The 16,071-nt window shown below is 71.2% G+C and carries 18 protein-coding genes; 12 read left to right on the forward strand and 6 right to left on the reverse strand.

What is annotated here, in order from left to right:
- Window positions 1-124 precede the first annotated feature (124 nt).
- On the forward strand, window positions 125-1,348 hold the full coding sequence (locus tag AB0M82_RS33585; RefSeq protein ID WP_364730660.1) for an FAD-dependent oxidoreductase: 1,224 nt from the start codon (window positions 125-127) through the stop codon (window positions 1,346-1,348).
- 384 nt (window positions 1,349-1,732) lie between these two features.
- On the opposite strand, the gene AB0M82_RS33590 is transcribed toward AB0M82_RS33585, so the two are convergent.
- Complete coding sequence (locus AB0M82_RS33590; RefSeq protein ID WP_364730662.1) at window positions 1,733-2,968, reverse strand: multidrug effflux MFS transporter; 1,236 nt, start codon at window positions 2,966-2,968, stop codon at window positions 1,733-1,735.
- A 204-nt stretch (window positions 2,969-3,172) separates the two neighbouring features.
- Between AB0M82_RS33590 and AB0M82_RS33595 the strand changes: the two genes are divergently transcribed.
- The 6 genes from AB0M82_RS33595 to AB0M82_RS33620 are packed head-to-tail and all read left to right on the forward strand — an operon-like array spanning window position 3,173 to window position 9,679.
- Window positions 3,173-4,024 carry a fumarylacetoacetate hydrolase family protein gene (locus AB0M82_RS33595; RefSeq protein WP_364730810.1) on the forward strand — a complete coding sequence of 284 codons (852 nt, stop codon included), beginning with the start codon at window positions 3,173-3,175 and terminating at the stop codon, window positions 4,022-4,024.
- 1 nt (window position 4,025) lies between these two features.
- Complete coding sequence (locus AB0M82_RS33600; protein ID WP_364730664.1) at window positions 4,026-5,330, forward strand: enolase C-terminal domain-like protein; 1,305 nt, start codon at window positions 4,026-4,028, stop codon at window positions 5,328-5,330.
- Complete coding sequence (locus tag AB0M82_RS33605) at window positions 5,323-6,069, forward strand: SDR family oxidoreductase (protein ID WP_364730667.1); 747 nt, start codon at window positions 5,323-5,325, stop codon at window positions 6,067-6,069. Before AB0M82_RS33600 ends, AB0M82_RS33605 begins: the two co-directional genes overlap by 8 nt.
- 48 nt (window positions 6,070-6,117) lie before the next feature.
- Window positions 6,118-7,149 carry a sugar ABC transporter substrate-binding protein gene (locus AB0M82_RS33610; protein ID WP_364730813.1) on the forward strand — a complete coding sequence of 344 codons (1,032 nt, stop codon included), beginning with the start codon at window positions 6,118-6,120 and terminating at the stop codon, window positions 7,147-7,149.
- Window positions 7,146-8,669, forward strand: coding sequence for a sugar ABC transporter ATP-binding protein (locus AB0M82_RS33615; protein ID WP_364730670.1), 1,524 nt, complete (start codon window positions 7,146-7,148; stop codon window positions 8,667-8,669). The genes AB0M82_RS33610 and AB0M82_RS33615 overlap by 4 nt, the downstream gene beginning before the upstream one ends.
- Window positions 8,666-9,679 (forward strand): ABC transporter permease, encoded by a 1,014-nt coding sequence (locus AB0M82_RS33620; RefSeq protein WP_364730673.1) that lies wholly within the window; start codon window positions 8,666-8,668, stop codon window positions 9,677-9,679. The genes AB0M82_RS33615 and AB0M82_RS33620 overlap by 4 nt, the downstream gene beginning before the upstream one ends.
- A gap of 106 nt (window positions 9,680-9,785) precedes the next feature.
- Here the strand turns inward: AB0M82_RS33620 and AB0M82_RS33625 are convergent, their stop codons facing one another.
- Window positions 9,786-10,520 (reverse strand): FadR/GntR family transcriptional regulator, encoded by a 735-nt coding sequence (locus AB0M82_RS33625; RefSeq protein ID WP_364730676.1) that lies wholly within the window; start codon window positions 10,518-10,520, stop codon window positions 9,786-9,788.
- 80 nt (window positions 10,521-10,600) lie between these two features.
- Here AB0M82_RS33625 and AB0M82_RS33630 point away from each other — a divergent pair, with 80 nt between their 5' ends.
- Genes AB0M82_RS33630 through AB0M82_RS33640 form a run of 3 tightly spaced genes read left to right on the forward strand, consistent with a single transcriptional unit; the run spans window position 10,601 to window position 12,740 of the window.
- Window positions 10,601-10,939 (forward strand): L-rhamnose mutarotase, encoded by a 339-nt coding sequence (locus AB0M82_RS33630; protein ID WP_364730679.1) that lies wholly within the window; start codon window positions 10,601-10,603, stop codon window positions 10,937-10,939.
- A 5-nt stretch (window positions 10,940-10,944) separates the two neighbouring features.
- Window positions 10,945-11,913: an aldo/keto reductase gene (locus AB0M82_RS33635; protein ID WP_364730681.1), complete on the forward strand. Its 969-nt coding sequence runs from the start codon at window positions 10,945-10,947 to the stop codon at window positions 11,911-11,913.
- Entirely contained in the window at window positions 11,910-12,740 is an 831-nt protein-coding gene (locus AB0M82_RS33640) for an amidohydrolase family protein (protein WP_364730683.1), read from the forward strand. Before AB0M82_RS33635 ends, AB0M82_RS33640 begins: the two co-directional genes overlap by 4 nt.
- A gap of 88 nt (window positions 12,741-12,828) precedes the next feature.
- On the opposite strand, the gene shbA is transcribed toward AB0M82_RS33640, so the two are convergent.
- The 4 genes from shbA to AB0M82_RS33660 all read right to left on the reverse strand — a co-directional run bounded on the left by shbA (window position 12,829) and on the right by AB0M82_RS33660 (window position 15,088).
- Complete coding sequence (gene shbA, locus AB0M82_RS33645) at window positions 12,829-13,482, reverse strand: RNA polymerase sigma factor ShbA (RefSeq protein ID WP_364730685.1); 654 nt, start codon at window positions 13,480-13,482, stop codon at window positions 12,829-12,831.
- 253 nt (window positions 13,483-13,735) lie between these two features.
- Complete coding sequence (locus tag AB0M82_RS33650) at window positions 13,736-14,032, reverse strand: DUF202 domain-containing protein (protein ID WP_364730688.1); 297 nt, start codon at window positions 14,030-14,032, stop codon at window positions 13,736-13,738.
- 211 nt (window positions 14,033-14,243) lie between these two features.
- The gene (locus tag AB0M82_RS33655; protein ID WP_364730691.1) at window positions 14,244-14,597 is read right to left on the reverse strand and encodes a DUF202 domain-containing protein; all 354 of its coding nucleotides are present in this window, start codon (window positions 14,595-14,597) and stop codon (window positions 14,244-14,246) included.
- 11 nt (window positions 14,598-14,608) lie between these two features.
- Window positions 14,609-15,088: a GtrA family protein gene (locus tag AB0M82_RS33660; protein WP_364730694.1), complete on the reverse strand. Its 480-nt coding sequence runs from the start codon at window positions 15,086-15,088 to the stop codon at window positions 14,609-14,611.
- A gap of 148 nt (window positions 15,089-15,236) precedes the next feature.
- Between AB0M82_RS33660 and AB0M82_RS33665 the strand changes: the two genes are divergently transcribed.
- The gene (locus tag AB0M82_RS33665) at window positions 15,237-15,647 is read left to right on the forward strand and encodes a hypothetical protein (protein WP_364730697.1); all 411 of its coding nucleotides are present in this window, start codon (window positions 15,237-15,239) and stop codon (window positions 15,645-15,647) included.
- An 84-nt stretch (window positions 15,648-15,731) separates the two neighbouring features.
- Window positions 15,732-16,025 carry an iron-sulfur cluster biosynthesis family protein gene (locus AB0M82_RS33670; protein ID WP_364730700.1) on the forward strand — a complete coding sequence of 98 codons (294 nt, stop codon included), beginning with the start codon at window positions 15,732-15,734 and terminating at the stop codon, window positions 16,023-16,025.
- Window positions 16,026-16,071: the final 46 nt, after the last annotated feature.

Here is a 16,071-nt window from a genome sequence, read left to right on the forward strand (position 1 = left end):
TCTGCGTACTCGCGGCTTTCCCCTTGCGGTCCGCGGCTTCCGGCGTACCAGGTGTGGGGATGTGGCGCCGGGGGTTCGGGAGTAGCGTCCGCGGCACGGGTCGCCGTCGTTGTGGGAGGTCGGGATGTCGGAGCCGCGGAAGATCGTCATCGTCGGAGCGGGTCTCGGCGGGGCGTCCGCCGCGGCCGCGTTGCGCGAACGCGGCTACACCGGCGAAGTCCTGCTGATGGGCTCGGATCCGCACCGCCCCTACGAGCTGCCACCGCTGTCGAAGGGGGTGCTGCTGGGCAACGCCGACGAGCCCGACTGGGTGCACGAAGAGAAGTACTACGACGGGCACGACATCCGGTTCAGCCCCGGTGTCACCGTGACCCGGATCGAGCTGGGCGCGCGGCTGGTGCTGGACGACGCGGGCGGCGAGCACCGCTACGACCGGCTCGTGCTCGCGACCGGCTCCCGGCCGCGGTCCCTGCCGGTGCCCGGCGGCGACCTGCCCGGGCTGTACACGCTGCGCACCCTCGACGACTCGCTCAAGCTGCGCTCGGCGTTCGCCGAGGCGGAGCGCGTGGTGATCGTCGGCGCCGGCTGGATCGGCTCCGAAGCCGCCGCGGCGGCCCGGACGCACAACGCCGACGTGACGGTCGTGGACCCGGTCGCGGTGCCGCTGGCCAACGTCGTCGGCGAGACCGTCGGCGGGGTTTTCCGCGACCTGCACACCGAAAAGGGCGTGCACTGGCGGCTGGGCGAGCAGGTCGCGGAGATCACGGGCGGCCCGGACGGCGTCCGCGGCGTCCGCCTCGGTGGCGGCGAAGAGCTGACGGCGGACGTGGTCCTGATCGCGGTCGGCGCGGCGCCGCGGGTGGAACTGGCCCACGCGGCCGGCCTCGAGCTGTCCGACGACGGCGGGGTGAGCGTGGACGCGGGCCTGCGCACGGCGGCCCCGGACGTCTACGCGGTCGGCGACATCGCGGCTCACTTCCACCCGCGCTACGGCCGCCGCGTCCGCGTCGAGCACTGGGCCAACGCGAAGGACCAGGGCACGCACGTCGCGCAGAACCTGCTGGGGGAGAACGAACCGTTCCTCGCCTCGCCGTACTTCTTCACCGACCAGTACGAACTGGGCTGCGAGTACCGCGGGCTGGCCGACCCGGCGTCCGACGAACTGGTGGTGCGCGGCGACCTGGCGGCCCGGGAGTTCACGGCGTTCTGGCTGCGCGAGGGCAGCGTGGCGGCGGCGATGAACGTGAACATGTGGGACGACGGGGACGCGCTGGGCGCGCTGGTCGACAGCCGGGCGAAGGTGACGGCGGAGCAGCTCAAGACCGCGGATCTGGCGTCGCTGACCTGACGTCCGTGCGAGCATCGCGTATGGACGCAGTGCCCTTCGACGAAGACGCCTACTACCCGACGGATGCGAAGATCCGTGCCTGGGCGTACAGCGGCGCCGAGGAGCCGGTGCAGGACTGGGACATCCTGATCGCCGAACCCGAGCGCCTGCCTCTGCTGTTGGAGGTGATCGCCGATCCGGCTTGTCCTCCCCGTTCCCGGGAGACCTTGCTCAGCAGCCTGTACTGCATGGTCGGCCACGCGCAGTCGAAGCAGCAGTTCCTCGATGCCGCTCAGGTCGCCGAGCGGTCGGCTGACGCCTGGCTGATGACCTGGGCAAGGCGGGTCCGCGAGATCGTCGACCACCCGGAGGTGTTCGACCGATCGGACTGGTGTGGTTCCCCGGTTATGCCACCCGGCCGACGGGCTGATCCGTCGTCGGCTCGACGTTCCGGGTCAGCGCCAGGAAAGCCGCCAACGCCAAGACCGCGAAGCCCGCCATGGTCACCGCCATCGGGAGTGCCGTGCCCGGCCCGCCGAGGCCCACCAGCGGCGTCGCCACCGCGCCCACGACGAACTGCAGCACCCCCAGCAGCGCCGACGCCGCCCCGGCGGAACGAGCGTGCTCGGCCAGCGCCAGGGAACTCGCGTTCGGCATCACCAGGCCGATGCTCGACACCAGCAGGAACAACGCCACCAGCAGCACCGGCAGCGGAGCCCGGAAAAGGACCGCGAGCAGCACCGAAACCCCGCCGAGCACGCCGAGGAGCAGCCCGGAAAGAAGCAGTGCCCGTTCCCGGATCCGCCCCACGAGCCTGCCGTTGAGCTGCCCGGTCAGCACGATGCCGACGCCGTTCGCGCCGAACACCACGCTGTACGCCTGCGGGCTGAGCCCGTAGACGCCCTGCAGCGCGAACGACGAACCCGAGATGTAGGCGAACATCGACGCGAACAGCAGCCCGGACGCCAGCGCGTAACCCGCGAAACCGCGGTCGCGCGCCAGCCGCGCGTACGTGCGCATCACCTGGCCGAGCCGGGCGGGGGAGCGCTGTGAAGACGGCTCCGGCAACGCGAACAGCACCACGGCCAGCAGCAGCGCGCCGAACGCGGTGAGCACGACGAACACCCCGCGCCAGGACGTCCAGTTCAGCAGCTGCCCGCCGATGAGCGGGGCCAGGATCGGGGCCAGCCCGCTGACCAGCATCAGCGTCGAGAAGAACTTCGTCATCGCGGTGCCGGAGTACAGGTCCCGCACCGTGGCGCGGGCGATCACGATGCCGGCGGCCGCGCCGAGCGACTGCACGAGACGGGCGGCGACCAGCAGCCAGGCGTCCGGGCTGACCGCGCACAGCACCGAGCCCACGACGTACAGCACGAGGCCCACCAGCAACGGACGGCGGCGGCCCAAGGCGTCCGACAGGGGGCCGAGCACGAGCTGGCCGAGTGCCAGGCCCGCGATGAACGCGCTGAGCGTCAGCTGGACCGTGGTGTCCGCCGCGTGGAGGTCGTTCGCCATCCGCGGCAGCGCGGGCAGGTACATGTCGATCGACAGGGGCCCGAACGCCGAGAGGCCGCCCAGGACGAGGACGAACTTCAGCTGCGCCCGCCTGCCGGGCGCGGTACGTTCCGCCGTGGTGGTCATGAGCCTCCTCGAGTCCCTGACTCGGACCAGCGGCGCCGGGGCCGGCGCTATTCCGGCTGTGATCGGTGACACCTCGTGGTCAGGCGAGCGGCGAACCGAGACTGATCCGATCAATTTCGCCCCGATTGGGTCAGGACTCTAGATTCAGGGTGGCGACTGCGCTATACATCGGATGTCTGGTCAGTGTGGGTGAAGGGAATGTCCGTGCAGCTTGTGCGCCTCGGAGAGCCGGGAAGTGAGCGTCCGTTCGTGCGTGCCGACGACGGCACGACCTACGAGCTGGGCGGGCTCACCGCCGACATCGACGGCGGCTTCCTCGCCGCGGACGGTGTCGCGCGCGCGGCCGCCGCGCTCGCCGCCGGCGAGCTGCCCCGCGCCGACGTCGACGGCCTTCGCGTCGGCGCGCCCATCGCCCAGCCCGGCAAGGTCGTCTGCATCGGCATGAACTACCGCCGCCACGCCGAGGAGACCGGCGCGACGCCCCCGGCCGAGCCCGTCGTCTTCATGAAGGCGCCGGACGTCGTGATCGGCCCCGGCGACGACGTCCTCATCCCGCGCCGGTCGGTCAGCACCGACTGGGAGGTCGAGCTGGGCGTCGTCATCGGCAAGACCGCCCGCTACCTCGGCAGCGTCCAGGAAGCCCTCGGGCACGTGGCCGGCTACGTCGTCTCGAACGACGTCTCCGAGCGTGAGCTCCAGTTCCGCACCGCCCAGTGGGACAAGGGCAAGTCCTGCGAGAACTTCAACCCGCTCGGCCCGGCGCTGGTCCCGGCGGGCGAGGTGCCCGATCCGCAGAACCTCGGCCTGCGGCTGTGGGTCAACGGCGAGAAGAAGCAGGATTCGTCCACCAAGGACATGATCTTCTCCGTGGCCGAGATCGTCCACCACCTGAGCCAGGTGATGGTGCTGCGTCCCGGCGACCTGATCAACACCGGCACCCCCGAAGGCGTCGCCCTCGGGCAGCCGGACCCGAAGCCCTACCTGCGCGACGGCGACGTGATCGAGCTGGAGATCGACGGCCTCGGCCGGCAGCGCCAGACGGCGAGGCAGGCCTGACATGGCGAAGATCATCGGCATGGAGGTGCTGGACGTCCGGTTCCCCACCTCCCGGGAGCTCGACGGCTCGGACGCGATGAACCCCGACCCGGACTACTCCGCCGCCTACGTCGTGCTGCACGTCGACGAAGGCCCGGACGGCTACGGGCTCGCGTTCACCATCGGCCGCGGCAACGACGTCCAGGCCGCCGCGATCCGCGCGCTCGCGCCGCACGTCGTCGGCCGGGACGTCCCGGAGGACGCGGCCGCGCTCGGCGACCTGTCGCGCACGCTCGTCGGCGACTCGCAGTTCCGCTGGCTGGGCCCGGAAAAAGGGGTCGCGCACATGGCCGTCGGGGCGGTGGTCAACGCCGCGTGGGACCTCGCCGCGCGCCGCGCGGGCCTGCCGGTCTGGAAGTTCGCGGCGCGGATGAGCCCCGAGGAGCTGGTGAGTCTCGTCGACTTCCGCTACCTCTCCGACGCGCTCACCGAAGCCGAGGCCCTCGACATCCTGCGCGCCGCCGAGCCCGGCCGCGCCGAGCGCACCGCGCGGCTCGAAGCGAACGGCTATCGCGCCTACAGCACGTCTCCCGGCTGGCTCGGGTACGCGGACACGAAGCTCGTGCGGCTGGCCGAACAGGCCGTCGCGGACGGCTTCGAGATGATCAAGCTGAAGGTCGGCGGCAACCTCGAGGACGACGTCCGGCGGATGAAGCTGGCCCGCGAGACGGTCGGCCCCGGCATTGCCGTCGCCGTCGACGCCAACCAGCGCTGGGACGTCGCCGCCGCGGTCACCTGGATGACCGCGCTGGCGCCGTTCGACCCGTACTGGATCGAGGAACCGACCTCGCCGGACGACGTCCTCGGCCACGCGGCGATCGCGAAGGCGCTCGCCCCGATCCGCGTCGCCACCGGCGAGCACGTGCAGAACCGTGTGGTCTTCAAACAGCTGCTGCAGGCGAACGCGATCTCGGTGCTCCAGCTGGACGCCGCCCGCGTCGGCGGGTTCAACGAGAACCTGGCGATCCTGCTGCTGGCCGCCAAGTTCGGCGTCCCGGTGTGCCCGCACGCCGGCGGGGTCGGGCTCTGCGAGCTCGTCCGGCACCTGTCGATGTTCGACTTCGTCGCGGTGTCCGGCACCGACGCGGACCGCTCGATCGAGTGGGTCGACCACCTGCACGAGCACTTCACCGACCCGGCCGTCGTCGACCGCGGCCGGTACCTCGCCCCGACCGCACCCGGGTTCTCCGCGCGCATGCACGACGCGACGCTGCGCCGGTTCCGCTTCCCGGACGGTCCAGAGTGGACGGAGACCGCGCGTGAGTGAATTCGAGGGCCTGGTGGCCGCCGTCACCGGAGGCGCCTCGGGGATCGGCAAGGCGGTCGCGACCTTGCTGGCCGGACGCGGTGCCCAGGTGGCGGTCCTCGATCTGAACCCGGGCGATGACGGGTTCCGCTGCGACGTCTCCTCCGACGACGAAGTCCGCGAAGCGATCGACGCCGTCGTGGAACGCTTCGGGCGCCTCGACATCCTCGTCAACAACGCGGGCATCGGCGCGCAGGGCGACGTCACCGCCAACGGCGACGACGAATGGCACCGCGTGTTCGACGTCAACGTCGTCGGCATGGTCCGGCTCGCCCGGGCCGCCTTGCCCCACCTGAAGAACTCGCCGACCGCGGCGATCGTCAACACCTGCTCCATCGCGGCCTGGGCCGGCCTGCCCAACCGCGCGCTCTACTCGGCCAGCAAGGGCGCGGTGCTCTCGCTGACCCTGGCCATGGCGACCGACCACCTGCCCGACCGGATCCGCGTCAACTGCGTGTGCCCGGGAACGGCGGACACCCCGTGGGTGGGCCGGCTGCTCGACGCCGCCGACGACCCGGCGGCCGAACGCGCGGCGCTCGCCGCGCGCCAGCCGATGGGCCGTCTGGTCACCGCCGACGAGGTCGCGAACGCGATCGTGTACCTCGCCAGTCCCCTGTCCGGTTCGACCACCGGGACCGCGCTCGCGGTCGACGGCGGCATGTACGGCCTGCGTCCTCGCGGCCCGGTTTCCCACGACTAGAAGACTTGATTTTCCGCTGTCATCAAGGAGGATGCGGTGCACAACAGGGTGATCCAGGTGGCCGTCACGGCCACCGTCTGCGGCCTGGTACTGGCCGCTTGCGGGTCCACTAAGGACAACGCCGCGGCGCCGACGGGCGGCGGCAACGCCGGCGGCAAGGTCGGGGCGACGCTGCCGCTGCTGACCTCGCCGTTCTGGCAGGCCTACAACAACTACGTGCCCAAGATGGCCAAGGAAGAGGGCGTCGACGTCCTCCCGACGGTCAACGCCGACAGCGACCCGGCGAAGCTGATCACCGACATCGGCACCTTCCTCAACCAGGGCGTCAAGGGCCTGGTCGTGACGCCGCTGGACTCGGCGGCGATCGTCGCCGGGCTCAAGCAGGCGGAGAACAAGGGCGTGCCAGTCGTCGCGGTCGACGTCGCCCCCGAGAGCGGCAAGGTCGCGATGGTGGTGCGGGCCGACAACAAGGCCTACGGCACCAAGGCCTGCGACGCGATCGGCGAGAAGGTCAAGTCCGGCAAGGTCGTGCAGATCATGGGCGACCTCGCGTCGGTCAACGGCCGCGACCGCTCGGAAGCCTTCCGCGACTGCATGAAGTCGAAGTACCCCGGCATCCAGGTCCTGGAGATCCCGGCCGAGTGGAAGGCCGACAAGGCGTCTTCGGGTCTCGACAGCATGCTGACCGCGAACCCGGACATCAAGGGCGTCTACATGCAGGCCGGCGGCGTCTACCTCGCGCCGACCCTGCAGGCGCTCAAGCGCAAGAACCTGTTCTTCCCGGTCGGCGACCCGAAGCACATCGTGCTCGTGTCCAACGACGGAATCCCGCAGGAACTGGCCGCGATCCGCGCGGGCGAACTGGACGCCACGGTGTCCCAGCCGGCCGACGCGTACGCGAAGTACGGCCTGTACTGGCTGAAGAAGGCCATGGCGGGCGAGACGTTCAAGCCGGGCCCGACCGACCACGACAGCACCATCGTCGAGATCAGCCCCGGGATCCTCGAGGACCAGCTGCCCGCGCCCGTCATCACCAAGGACAACGTGGACGACAAGGCCCTGTGGGGGAACAACCTGTGACCGCGCTGCCCGCCGGCGAACCCGCCGTCCCGGTGGTCAGCGCCGTAGGTGTCGGGAAGCGTTACGGCCCCACCGTGGCGCTTCACGACGTCAGCCTCACCGTGCGCCCCGGCGAGTCGCACGCGCTCGTCGGGCGCAACGGGGCCGGCAAGTCGACGCTCGTCTCCATCCTCACCGGCCTGTCCACCACGGACACCGGGCACGTCGAGTTCGGCGGCCAGCCGGCCCCGCCCCTGTCCAAACAGGACGAGTGGAAGGCGCGCGTCGCCTGCGTGTACCAGCACGCGATGGTGGTCCCGCAGCTCACCGTCGCCGAGAACCTGTTCCTCAACCGGCAGGCGGGCGGCGGGTTCGCCATCGGCTGGAAGACGCTGCGGCGCAAGGCGCGCGAGCTGCTCGACTCGTGGGACGTGCACGTCGACGTCGACACCCCGGCCGGGGAGCTGTCGGTGGAGGACCGCCAGTTCGTCGAGATCGCCCGCGCGCTGTCCTACGGCGCCCGGTTCATCGTCCTCGACGAGCCGACCGCGCAGCTGGACAAGCAGGCCATCGAGCGGCTCTTCGAGCGGATGCGCCAGATGCAGGCGGGCGGGGTGACGTTCCTGTTCATCTCGCACCACCTGCACGAGGTCTACGAGGTCTGCCAGGCGGTCACGGTGCTGCGCGACGCGAAGCACGTGCTCACCGCGCCGGTCGCCGAGGTGGGCCGCGCGGAACTGGTCGACGCGATGACCGGCGAGCCGGGCGGCCTGTCGGTCCGTGACGCGGCGATGCGGGAGTCCCTGGAAGCGGACACCCCGGAGATCCTCGCGGTCGACGGGCTGTCCGGCGACAGCTTCTCGGACGTCTCGTTCCGGCTCCGCCGCGGTGAGGTCGTCGGGCTGGCGGGCAGCAACGCCAGCGGGAAGCACCAGGTCGCCGAGACGGTCTACGGCCTGCGGACGCCGTCCGCGGGCACGATCCGCGTCGACGGCGCCCCGCTGCGCCCCGGCGACATCCCGGCGGCGCTGCGGGCGGGGATCGGCTGCGTGCCCCGCGACCGGCACCACGAAGGCCTGGTGCTGGCGCACTCCGTCGCGGACAACGCCACACTGTCCATTCTGGACAAGATGGGCCGCGGCGGGATCGCGTCGCCGTCCACGCGGTTCGCGAAGGCGTCGCAGGCGCTGGCGGACTACGGCATCGTGGCCGCGAGCGCCGAGCAGCCGGTGTCCGACCTGTCCGGCGGCAACCAGCAGAAGGTCGTGCTGGCGCGGGCGCTGGCGAGCGAACCGCGGGTCGTGGTGCTGATCAACCCGACTGCGGGCGTGGACGTGAAGTCGAAGGAGGCGCTGCTCGCGGTCGTCGACCGGGTGCGTGCCGAGGGCAAGGCGGTGCTGATCGTCAGCGACGAGCTCGACGATCTGCGCCTGAGCGACCGGGTCCTGGTGCTGCGCGCCGGGGCCGTCGTCGCCGAACACCAGGCCGGGTGGTCCGACGGTGACCTCGTGGCCGACATCGAAGGAGTCGAGCTTTCGTGACCGACGTGATGTCCTCTCCCCAGACGGAGCTGCCCGCGCCACCGCGGCGCCGCAAAGCCGTCTGGCTGCGCGAACTGGCGCTGCTGCCCGCGCTGGTCGTGGTGTTCCTCATCGGCGGCCTGGTCGACGACACCTTCGTCGGCTGGAGCAACATCGTCAGCATCCTGACCGCGTCGGCGGCGCTGTCGCTGGTCGTGCTCGGCGAGTCGCTGGTGCTGATCACCGGGAAGTTCGACCTGTCGCTGGAATCCACGATGGGCCTGGCGCCGGCGCTCGGCGCGATGGTCGTCATCCCGGCGGCGTCGGCGGGCTTCGGCGCCGAGCTGCCGGCGGCGGCCGGGCTCCTGGTGATCCCGCTGTGCGGGGCGCTGGTCGGGTTCGTCAACGGCTTCCTGATCGTGAAGCTGAAGCTGAACGCGTTCATCGTCACCCTGGCCATGCTCACCGTGCTCCGCGGGGTGCAGGTCGGCTCGACCAAGGGCAAGACGCTGTTCAACCTGCCGGACTCGTTCACGAACCTGGCGACGACGACGTTCCTCGGGCTGCCGATGTCGGTCTGGCTGGCGGCGGCGCTGTTCGCGATCGCCGGCTGGGTGCTCCGCTACCACCGCGTCGGCCGCGCGCTGTACGCGATCGGCGGCAACCGCGAAGCCGCGCGGGCGGCCGGCGTGCGCGTCGACCGGATCGCGTGGGCGGTGTTCGTCGTCGCCGGGATCCTCGCCGCGATCGGCGGGCTCGCGTACACGGGCTACGTCGGCGCGCTCGGCGCGAACCAGGGGTCCGGGATGATCCTGCAGGTCTTCGCGGCGGCGGTGATCGGCGGCGTCTCGCTCGACGGCGGCAAGGGCACACTGGTCGGCGCCCTCACCGGCGTCCTGCTGCTGGCGTCGGTGTCGAGCCTGCTCAACTACGCGCACGTCACGGCGGAGTGGCAGGGCGCGATCTACGGCGCCATCATCCTGGTCGCGCTGATCATCGCCCGGTACGCGGGCGGAAAGCCCCAAACCTGACCCTCACCCCGTGAAGATCCGACGTTCGAAGTCCGTGAATGTCGCATTGAGAGACTTGGAGTCCCTCGATGCGACATTCACGGACCACTGCGAGGAGAAGTGCGTGTCAGGACGCTTCCGCGGCGGGTTCCTCGGCGTCCGGGTCGGGCACTGTCGGGTCGTCCGCGGTGCCCAGGGCATTGCGCAGCCACTGCTCCACGCCCGCGACGTGCACGGTCGCCCACGAGCGCGCCAGTTCCGGCTCGCGCGCGGCGATGGCCTCGTAGATCGCCGAGTGCTGTTCGCGCGTCTTCGCGACCGCGCCCTCCTGGGTGAGCCCCCGCCAGATCCGGGCGCGGGCGGTCGGCCCGGAGAGGCTGTCCAGCAGCGAGCACAGCACGGGGTTGCCGGAGCCGTCGGCGATCTTGCGGTGGAACTGCAGGTCGTTGGCGACCAGCGCCTCGACGGTCGGGGAGTCCTCCAGCTCCCCGAGCAGTGCGCCCAGCTTGGCGATGTCGTCGTCGCTCATGTGCATCGCGGCCAGCCCGGTCGCGGCGGGCTCGAGGATCCGGCGCACGGCCAGGAAGTCGAGCACGGTGTCGTCGCGGTGGAAGTCGACCACGAACGTCATCGCGTCGAGCAGCAGGTTGGGCTCGAGGCTGGTGACGTACGTGCCGTCGCCCTGGCGGACGTCGAGGACGCGGATCAGGCAGAGCGCCTTCACCGCCTCGCGCAGGGAGCTGCGGGAGAGCCCGAGCCGCTGGGCCAGCTCGGCCTCCTTGGGCAGCCGGTCGCCCGGCGCCAGCTCGCCGGAGATGATCATGTCCTTGATCTTGTCGATCGCGACATCGGTGACGGGCATCGTGTCCGCCCTTCCCTGCAACAGACCTCGGATGTTTCGGTGTACTCCCCAGCGTGCCATGTCCTGGCGAAGGAGGAGCGATGACCCACCAGCCCGCACCGCGGAGAGTGGCTCTCCACACCCGGCTGAAGCCGGGCAAGGAAGCCGAGTACGAGTCCGTCCACGCGGTGATCCCGCCCGAGCTGGACGCCGCGCTGCGCGAGGCCGGTGTCCACAGCTGGCGGATCTGGCGTAACGGTCTCGACCTGTTTCACGTTCTCGAAGTCGACGACTACGCGGCGATGCGGGCGGCGTTGCGGGACCATCCCGCGAACGTGCCGTGGCAGGCCAGAATGGCCGAGTTGCTGGCCGTCGAGGACGACTACTCCGGCGACGACACCGGCATCGGGCTGGTCTGGGAACTGCCGGTGAAGGAGTGACGGCGTTGGAACTCTCCCTGTCCCGGCTGGGGCTCGGCTGCGCGCAGCTGGGCAACCTCTACCACGCGATCAGCGACGAGACCGCGGCGGCGACCGTGCGGCGTGCCTGGGACGAGGGCGTCCGCTACTTCGACACCGCGCCGCACTACGGCCTCGGGCTGTCGGAGACGCGGCTCGGCGCGGTGCTGCGGGCGTTCCCGCGCGACGAGTACGTGCTGTCCACGAAGGTCGGTCGCGTGCTGGAGCCGAACCCGGACGGCGCCCGCGCCCTGGACGACCAGGGGTTCGCCGTGCCGGCCGCGTACCGGCGCCGCTGGGACTTCAGCCGCGACGGCGTGCTGCGGTCGCTGGAGGACAGCCTGGTCAGGCTGGGGCTCGACCGCGTCGACGTCGTGTACGTCCACGATCCCGACGACCATTTCGACGAGGCCCTGCGTGGCGCCTTCCCGGCGTTGCGCGAGCTGCGGGAGCAGGGCGTGATCGGCGCGTTCGGCGCCGGGATGAACCAGGCGCCGATGCTCGGCGAGTTCGTCCGCCGCACCGACCTGGACGTCGTGCTGGTGGCCGGCCGGTACACGCTGCTCGACCAGCCGGCGCTGGACGAGCTGCTCCCGCTGTGCGCCGATCGCGACGTCGCGGTGGTGGCCGGCGGGGTGTTCAACGGCGGCATCCTGGCGACGGCGGAGCCGGGCCGCGTCTACGACTACGCCGAGGCGCCGCCGGAGCTGGTCGAGCGGGCCGCGCGGATCGCGGCGATCTGCGCGCGGCACGGCGTCGAGCTGCCGGAAGCGGCGCTGGCGCTGCCGATGGCGCACCCCGCGGTGGCGTCGGTGGTCGTCGGCGCGCACGATCCGGAGCAGGTGAGCGTGAACGCGCGGCGGGCGCGCGCGGTGGTGCCGCCGGAGATGTGGACCGAACTGGTCGCCGAGGGGCTGCTGCGCGCCGACGTCGTGCTCGCCGAAGGGGTCTCATGATCGACGCGCACCACCACCTGTGGGACCCGTCGCGGCGCGAGTACCCGTGGATGACGGGGGCGCCCCTCGATCCGATCCGCCGTCCGTACACGGTGGACGACCTGCGCGTGGTCATCAATGCAGCCGGCATGCGCGCGACGGTCCTGGTCCAGACGGTGTCGTCGGCCGAGGAGACTTCGGAGTTCCTGGCGACGGCGGTGGCGGAGCCGCTGATCGCGGGCGTGGTCGGCTGGGTGGACCTGGCGGCCCCGGACATCGCGGACCGGCTGGCTTCGCTGCGGTCCCAGGGACCCCTGGTCGGGATCCGGCACCAGGTCGAGACCGAGCCGGACGAAGACTGGCTGCTGCGCCCGGAGATCATGGCCGGGCTGAGCACGGTGGCGTCGGCGGGCCTGGCGTACGACCTGCTGGTCCGCCCGGCCCAGCTGCCCGCGGCGACGGAGGTGGCGTTGCGGCTGCCGGAGCTGCGGCTGGTCCTGGACCACGCGGCGAAGCCCCCGATCGCGTCGGGGGGTTGGGAGCCGTGGGCGTCCGGGGTGGCCGCGCTGGCGCGGCGCGAGAACGTGGTGTGCAAGGTGTCGGGGCTGGTCACCGAGGCCGATTGGTCCGGCTGGGAGGTGGGCCACCTGCGCCGGTACGTGGATCACGTGCTGGAGTCGTTCGGCCCGGACCGCCTGCTGTTCGGCTCGGACTGGCCGGTGTGCGAACTGGCGGCGTCGTACAACCTGGTCCTGGACGCGGCGGTCGCCCTGACGAGCGGCCTGTCGGACGCGGAGCGCCTGGCGGTCTTCGACCACAACGCCCAAGCGGTCTATCGCCTCGCTTGACCGGCCCGGACGTGGATGCGGGCGGGACGGGGACCTCTTCCAGGGGGCAAAAGAGGTCCCCGTCCCGCCCGCCGCTGGGGGTGGTCTGTCAGAACTCGTCGTCGTGGATCATGCCGCGCAGCCGGGTCAGTGCGCGGTGCTGTGTCACGCGCACGTTCCCCGCGGAGATCCCGAGTGCCTCGGCGGTTTCCTGCGCCGAGAAGCCGACCGCGATGCGCAGCGTCAGGATCTCCTGCTGCACCCGCGGCAGCGAAGCGAGCAGCCGGCCGAGGCGGGCGCCCAAGTCGAGATGGAGCGCGCGGGTCTCCGGCTCGTTGCCGACCAGCGGACGCTCGGGGAGTTCGGGGACAGGCTCGGAGCGGTCACGGGCGACGGCGCGGTAGGCGTCGGCGACCTTGTTGGCCGCGATCGCGTGGACGAGGTAGAGGAACGAGCCGCCGCGGTCCTGGTAGTCGGGCAGGGCCTTCAGCACGGCGAGGCAGACTTCCTGGGCGACGTCGTCGGCTGAGAGGTAGGAGAGGTCGCGGCCGCCCATGCGGGCGCGGCAGTAGCGGACCACCACCGGCTCGACCATCTGGAGCAAGGAGTGGATGGCCGCGGGATTTCCTCCGCCCGCGTCCTTGACGAGGGGGTCGAGGTCCTCCTTGGTGAGGCGTCCGCCTGGCCGGGGCAATGACTCCGGCGTGCGATAATCGCGAAGGGCGGAAGCGGATAGTTCGGTGGTGCTCGGCGGTGCTGTCATGGTCGTCTCCCCGGCCGACCCTCGACCGTCGCTGCCGGGGGTTCAACACTCCGTAACCGTTCCATCGCAGATGTCCCGGGTGAGCCGGGCTGACCTGCGCTCCGTGCGACGCAGCGTAATCGTAAGCACCTCCTATGCCGTCAGTCCAGATTTCAACGACTAATACCCCGTTAGCAGCAGTGGTCGTGATGTTCTCGCGACCAGGCCGCGCACATTGCGATTAATCGGTTTCAGGATGTGCCGAGTTCACCTGTCAGTGGAGGATGACCACGGACCCGGCGGTCGCGGTCACCGCGAGCGACGCGATGGCGGGCAGCGCGGGGTTCAGCGGCCCTGGTTCGGGGGCGCGCAAAGTCCGTTCCCGGTGGACGCCGATGGCTGCGAACAGGGCGGATGTCCCTGCGGCGAACAGGACGGGGACGAGACTGAGGCCCCAGTGCCGCACGGCCGCGGAGTGGAGGAGAAGGGCGGTGCAGGCCGCGGAGCCGAGGGCGGTCCGCCGCCAGGCGAGCCCGGTGCGCTCGGCCTGGGCGCCGGCGGGGGCGGTCACGGCCGGCCCGGGGCGTGAATGGCGGTACTTCTGACGTGGTGATAATCGCGAACCAGCGGTATTCGCGACTCGCCGGGGGCTCGCGCGGGGCGGGGCCGGGTGCCTCGCGCACCGGATTGTGAGGCGCTTCGGGACCGTTCGATCAGCCTGGTGGTGTGTGCGCTCCGTGGGCAAGCGTGGCAGGCGGGCGTCCCCCGTTTGCCGATGCCGCTCACGAAACGACCAGCAGCACGGCGGCGGCCACGATGAGGACCAGCAGCCCGCCGGTCAGCACGACGATCATCAAGCTCCGCGGCAGCGGCTCCCCGGCTCGCATCGCGATCTGGACCCGCCGCCACCGCGGGTACGCCGTCGCGGCGAGGACGGCCGCCAGCGCCACGCACAGTCCGGCGAGCACCGTGCCGGCCGTGGCCGGTGACGGCACCAGCTGGTGCACCGCCACGCCGCCGGCGAGCAGGCCGAGTGCCGTGCGGAGCCACGCGAGGAAGGTGCGTTCGTTGGCCAGGGTGAAGCGGTAGTCCGGTTCGCTGCCGCCCGCGTGGGGCTTGATGTCGTCCGAGGCCACGTCCGCAGACGCTAGCCGGTGTGCGCGGTCACGGCCGGTCCGGTGCGGTGCGCGAACACCCACCAGCGCAGCGCCGCGAACCGAACGACCCCGCCCACCAGGCTGGCGAGCAGCAGCGTGCCGGTCTCCTCCCACGACGTCGGCCGGTCGACGACGGCGTCGAGGATCGCCAGCACGGCCGAGCCGTACCCGGCGTAGAAGGCGAAGGTGAAGAAGTCCTGCAGGTGCCACTTGCCGGCGTTGCTGCTTCGCCCGGCGAAAGTGACGCGGCGATGGAATTCGGTGTTGCCGACCGTGGTGACCGCGATCGCGACCAGGTTCGCCACCTGGGAGCCGAGCTCGTCGCGCAGCAGGAGGAACAGGACGGCCTGGAGGCCGGTCGTCACTACGCCGGCCACGGCGTACCACGCCGCGTGCGTGCCGAGCTCGTGGTGGCGGTCCGGATCGGTGGCGAGTAGCCGGCGTTCCGGCGCGCACCTGGTGGTGGCCATGATCCGAACCTACCTTGCGTTCACAAACTTGTGAATGTGTTGAACCGGTTGAAGAAATGTGATCCCGGTGACACCGCCCGGGTTTCGGCCTCCGGGGCCTCGGGTAGGTCACCGGCGATGACTGATTCCTACGCGCCGGGAGAACCCTGTGAGTGATCGTGACACGGCCGAACCGGAAAGCTTGTCCCCCAGCGAGGCGCTGGACGAGGACGAACTGCGCGTGGATCCCCTGGAAAAGGGCGTCGAGCCACCCGAGCACTGGAGTGCGGCCGACCGCTACGGCACCACGCCCAGAGAAATCCGTGAAGGCGAGCCGATGAAGCAACGCCTCGCCGAGGAAGAGCCCGACGCCGAGCCGGAGCCGGTTCCGGACCGCCCGCTCGCGGTGACGCCCGCGACCGACCTCGACGAGACGGTCGAGGACGCCCCGCCGGACTTCGAGGAGGTGACCCCGGACGTCGACGTGCCGCACCGGCAGGCCGACGCTGATCCACGCGGCCGGGCGGACTACGCCGGCGGTTCGGTGGCCGACGCCATCCGCCAAGCCCGGCAGGGCTGATCCGCTCAGACTGCGCGTCCGTTCGGACGCCCCTAGCGTGGGGTCTTCCAGTGCATCGGACCGCGACGAAGGGAAGGCCGAAAAGTGCTGACCGTGACCGAAGCCGCCGCCGAGGCGATCACCGCGCTGACCAGCCAGGGGGAGAGTGACGCCGGGCTCCGCCTGGCGGTCCAGAACGCCGACGGCGAAAGCGCCCAGCTGGCGCTGTCGGTCGCCCCCGAGCCGGTGGAGGGCGACAGCGTGCTGGGTGCCGAAGAAGGGCCGAAGGTGTTCCTCGAACCCCAGGCCGCGGCGCTGCTCGACGACAAGGTGCTCGACGTCCAGGAGGACGAAGCCGGCGGAGTCGCCTTCGCCGTCTTGCCGCAGCACACGAGCTGACCGCGGCGGACGGGCCTTTCGCCGTCGGGTGCGGAAGGTCCGTTCG

The organism is Amycolatopsis sp. NPDC051128, from assembly GCF_040682715.1.
GTDB lineage: Bacteria > Actinomycetota > Actinomycetes > Mycobacteriales > Pseudonocardiaceae > Amycolatopsis.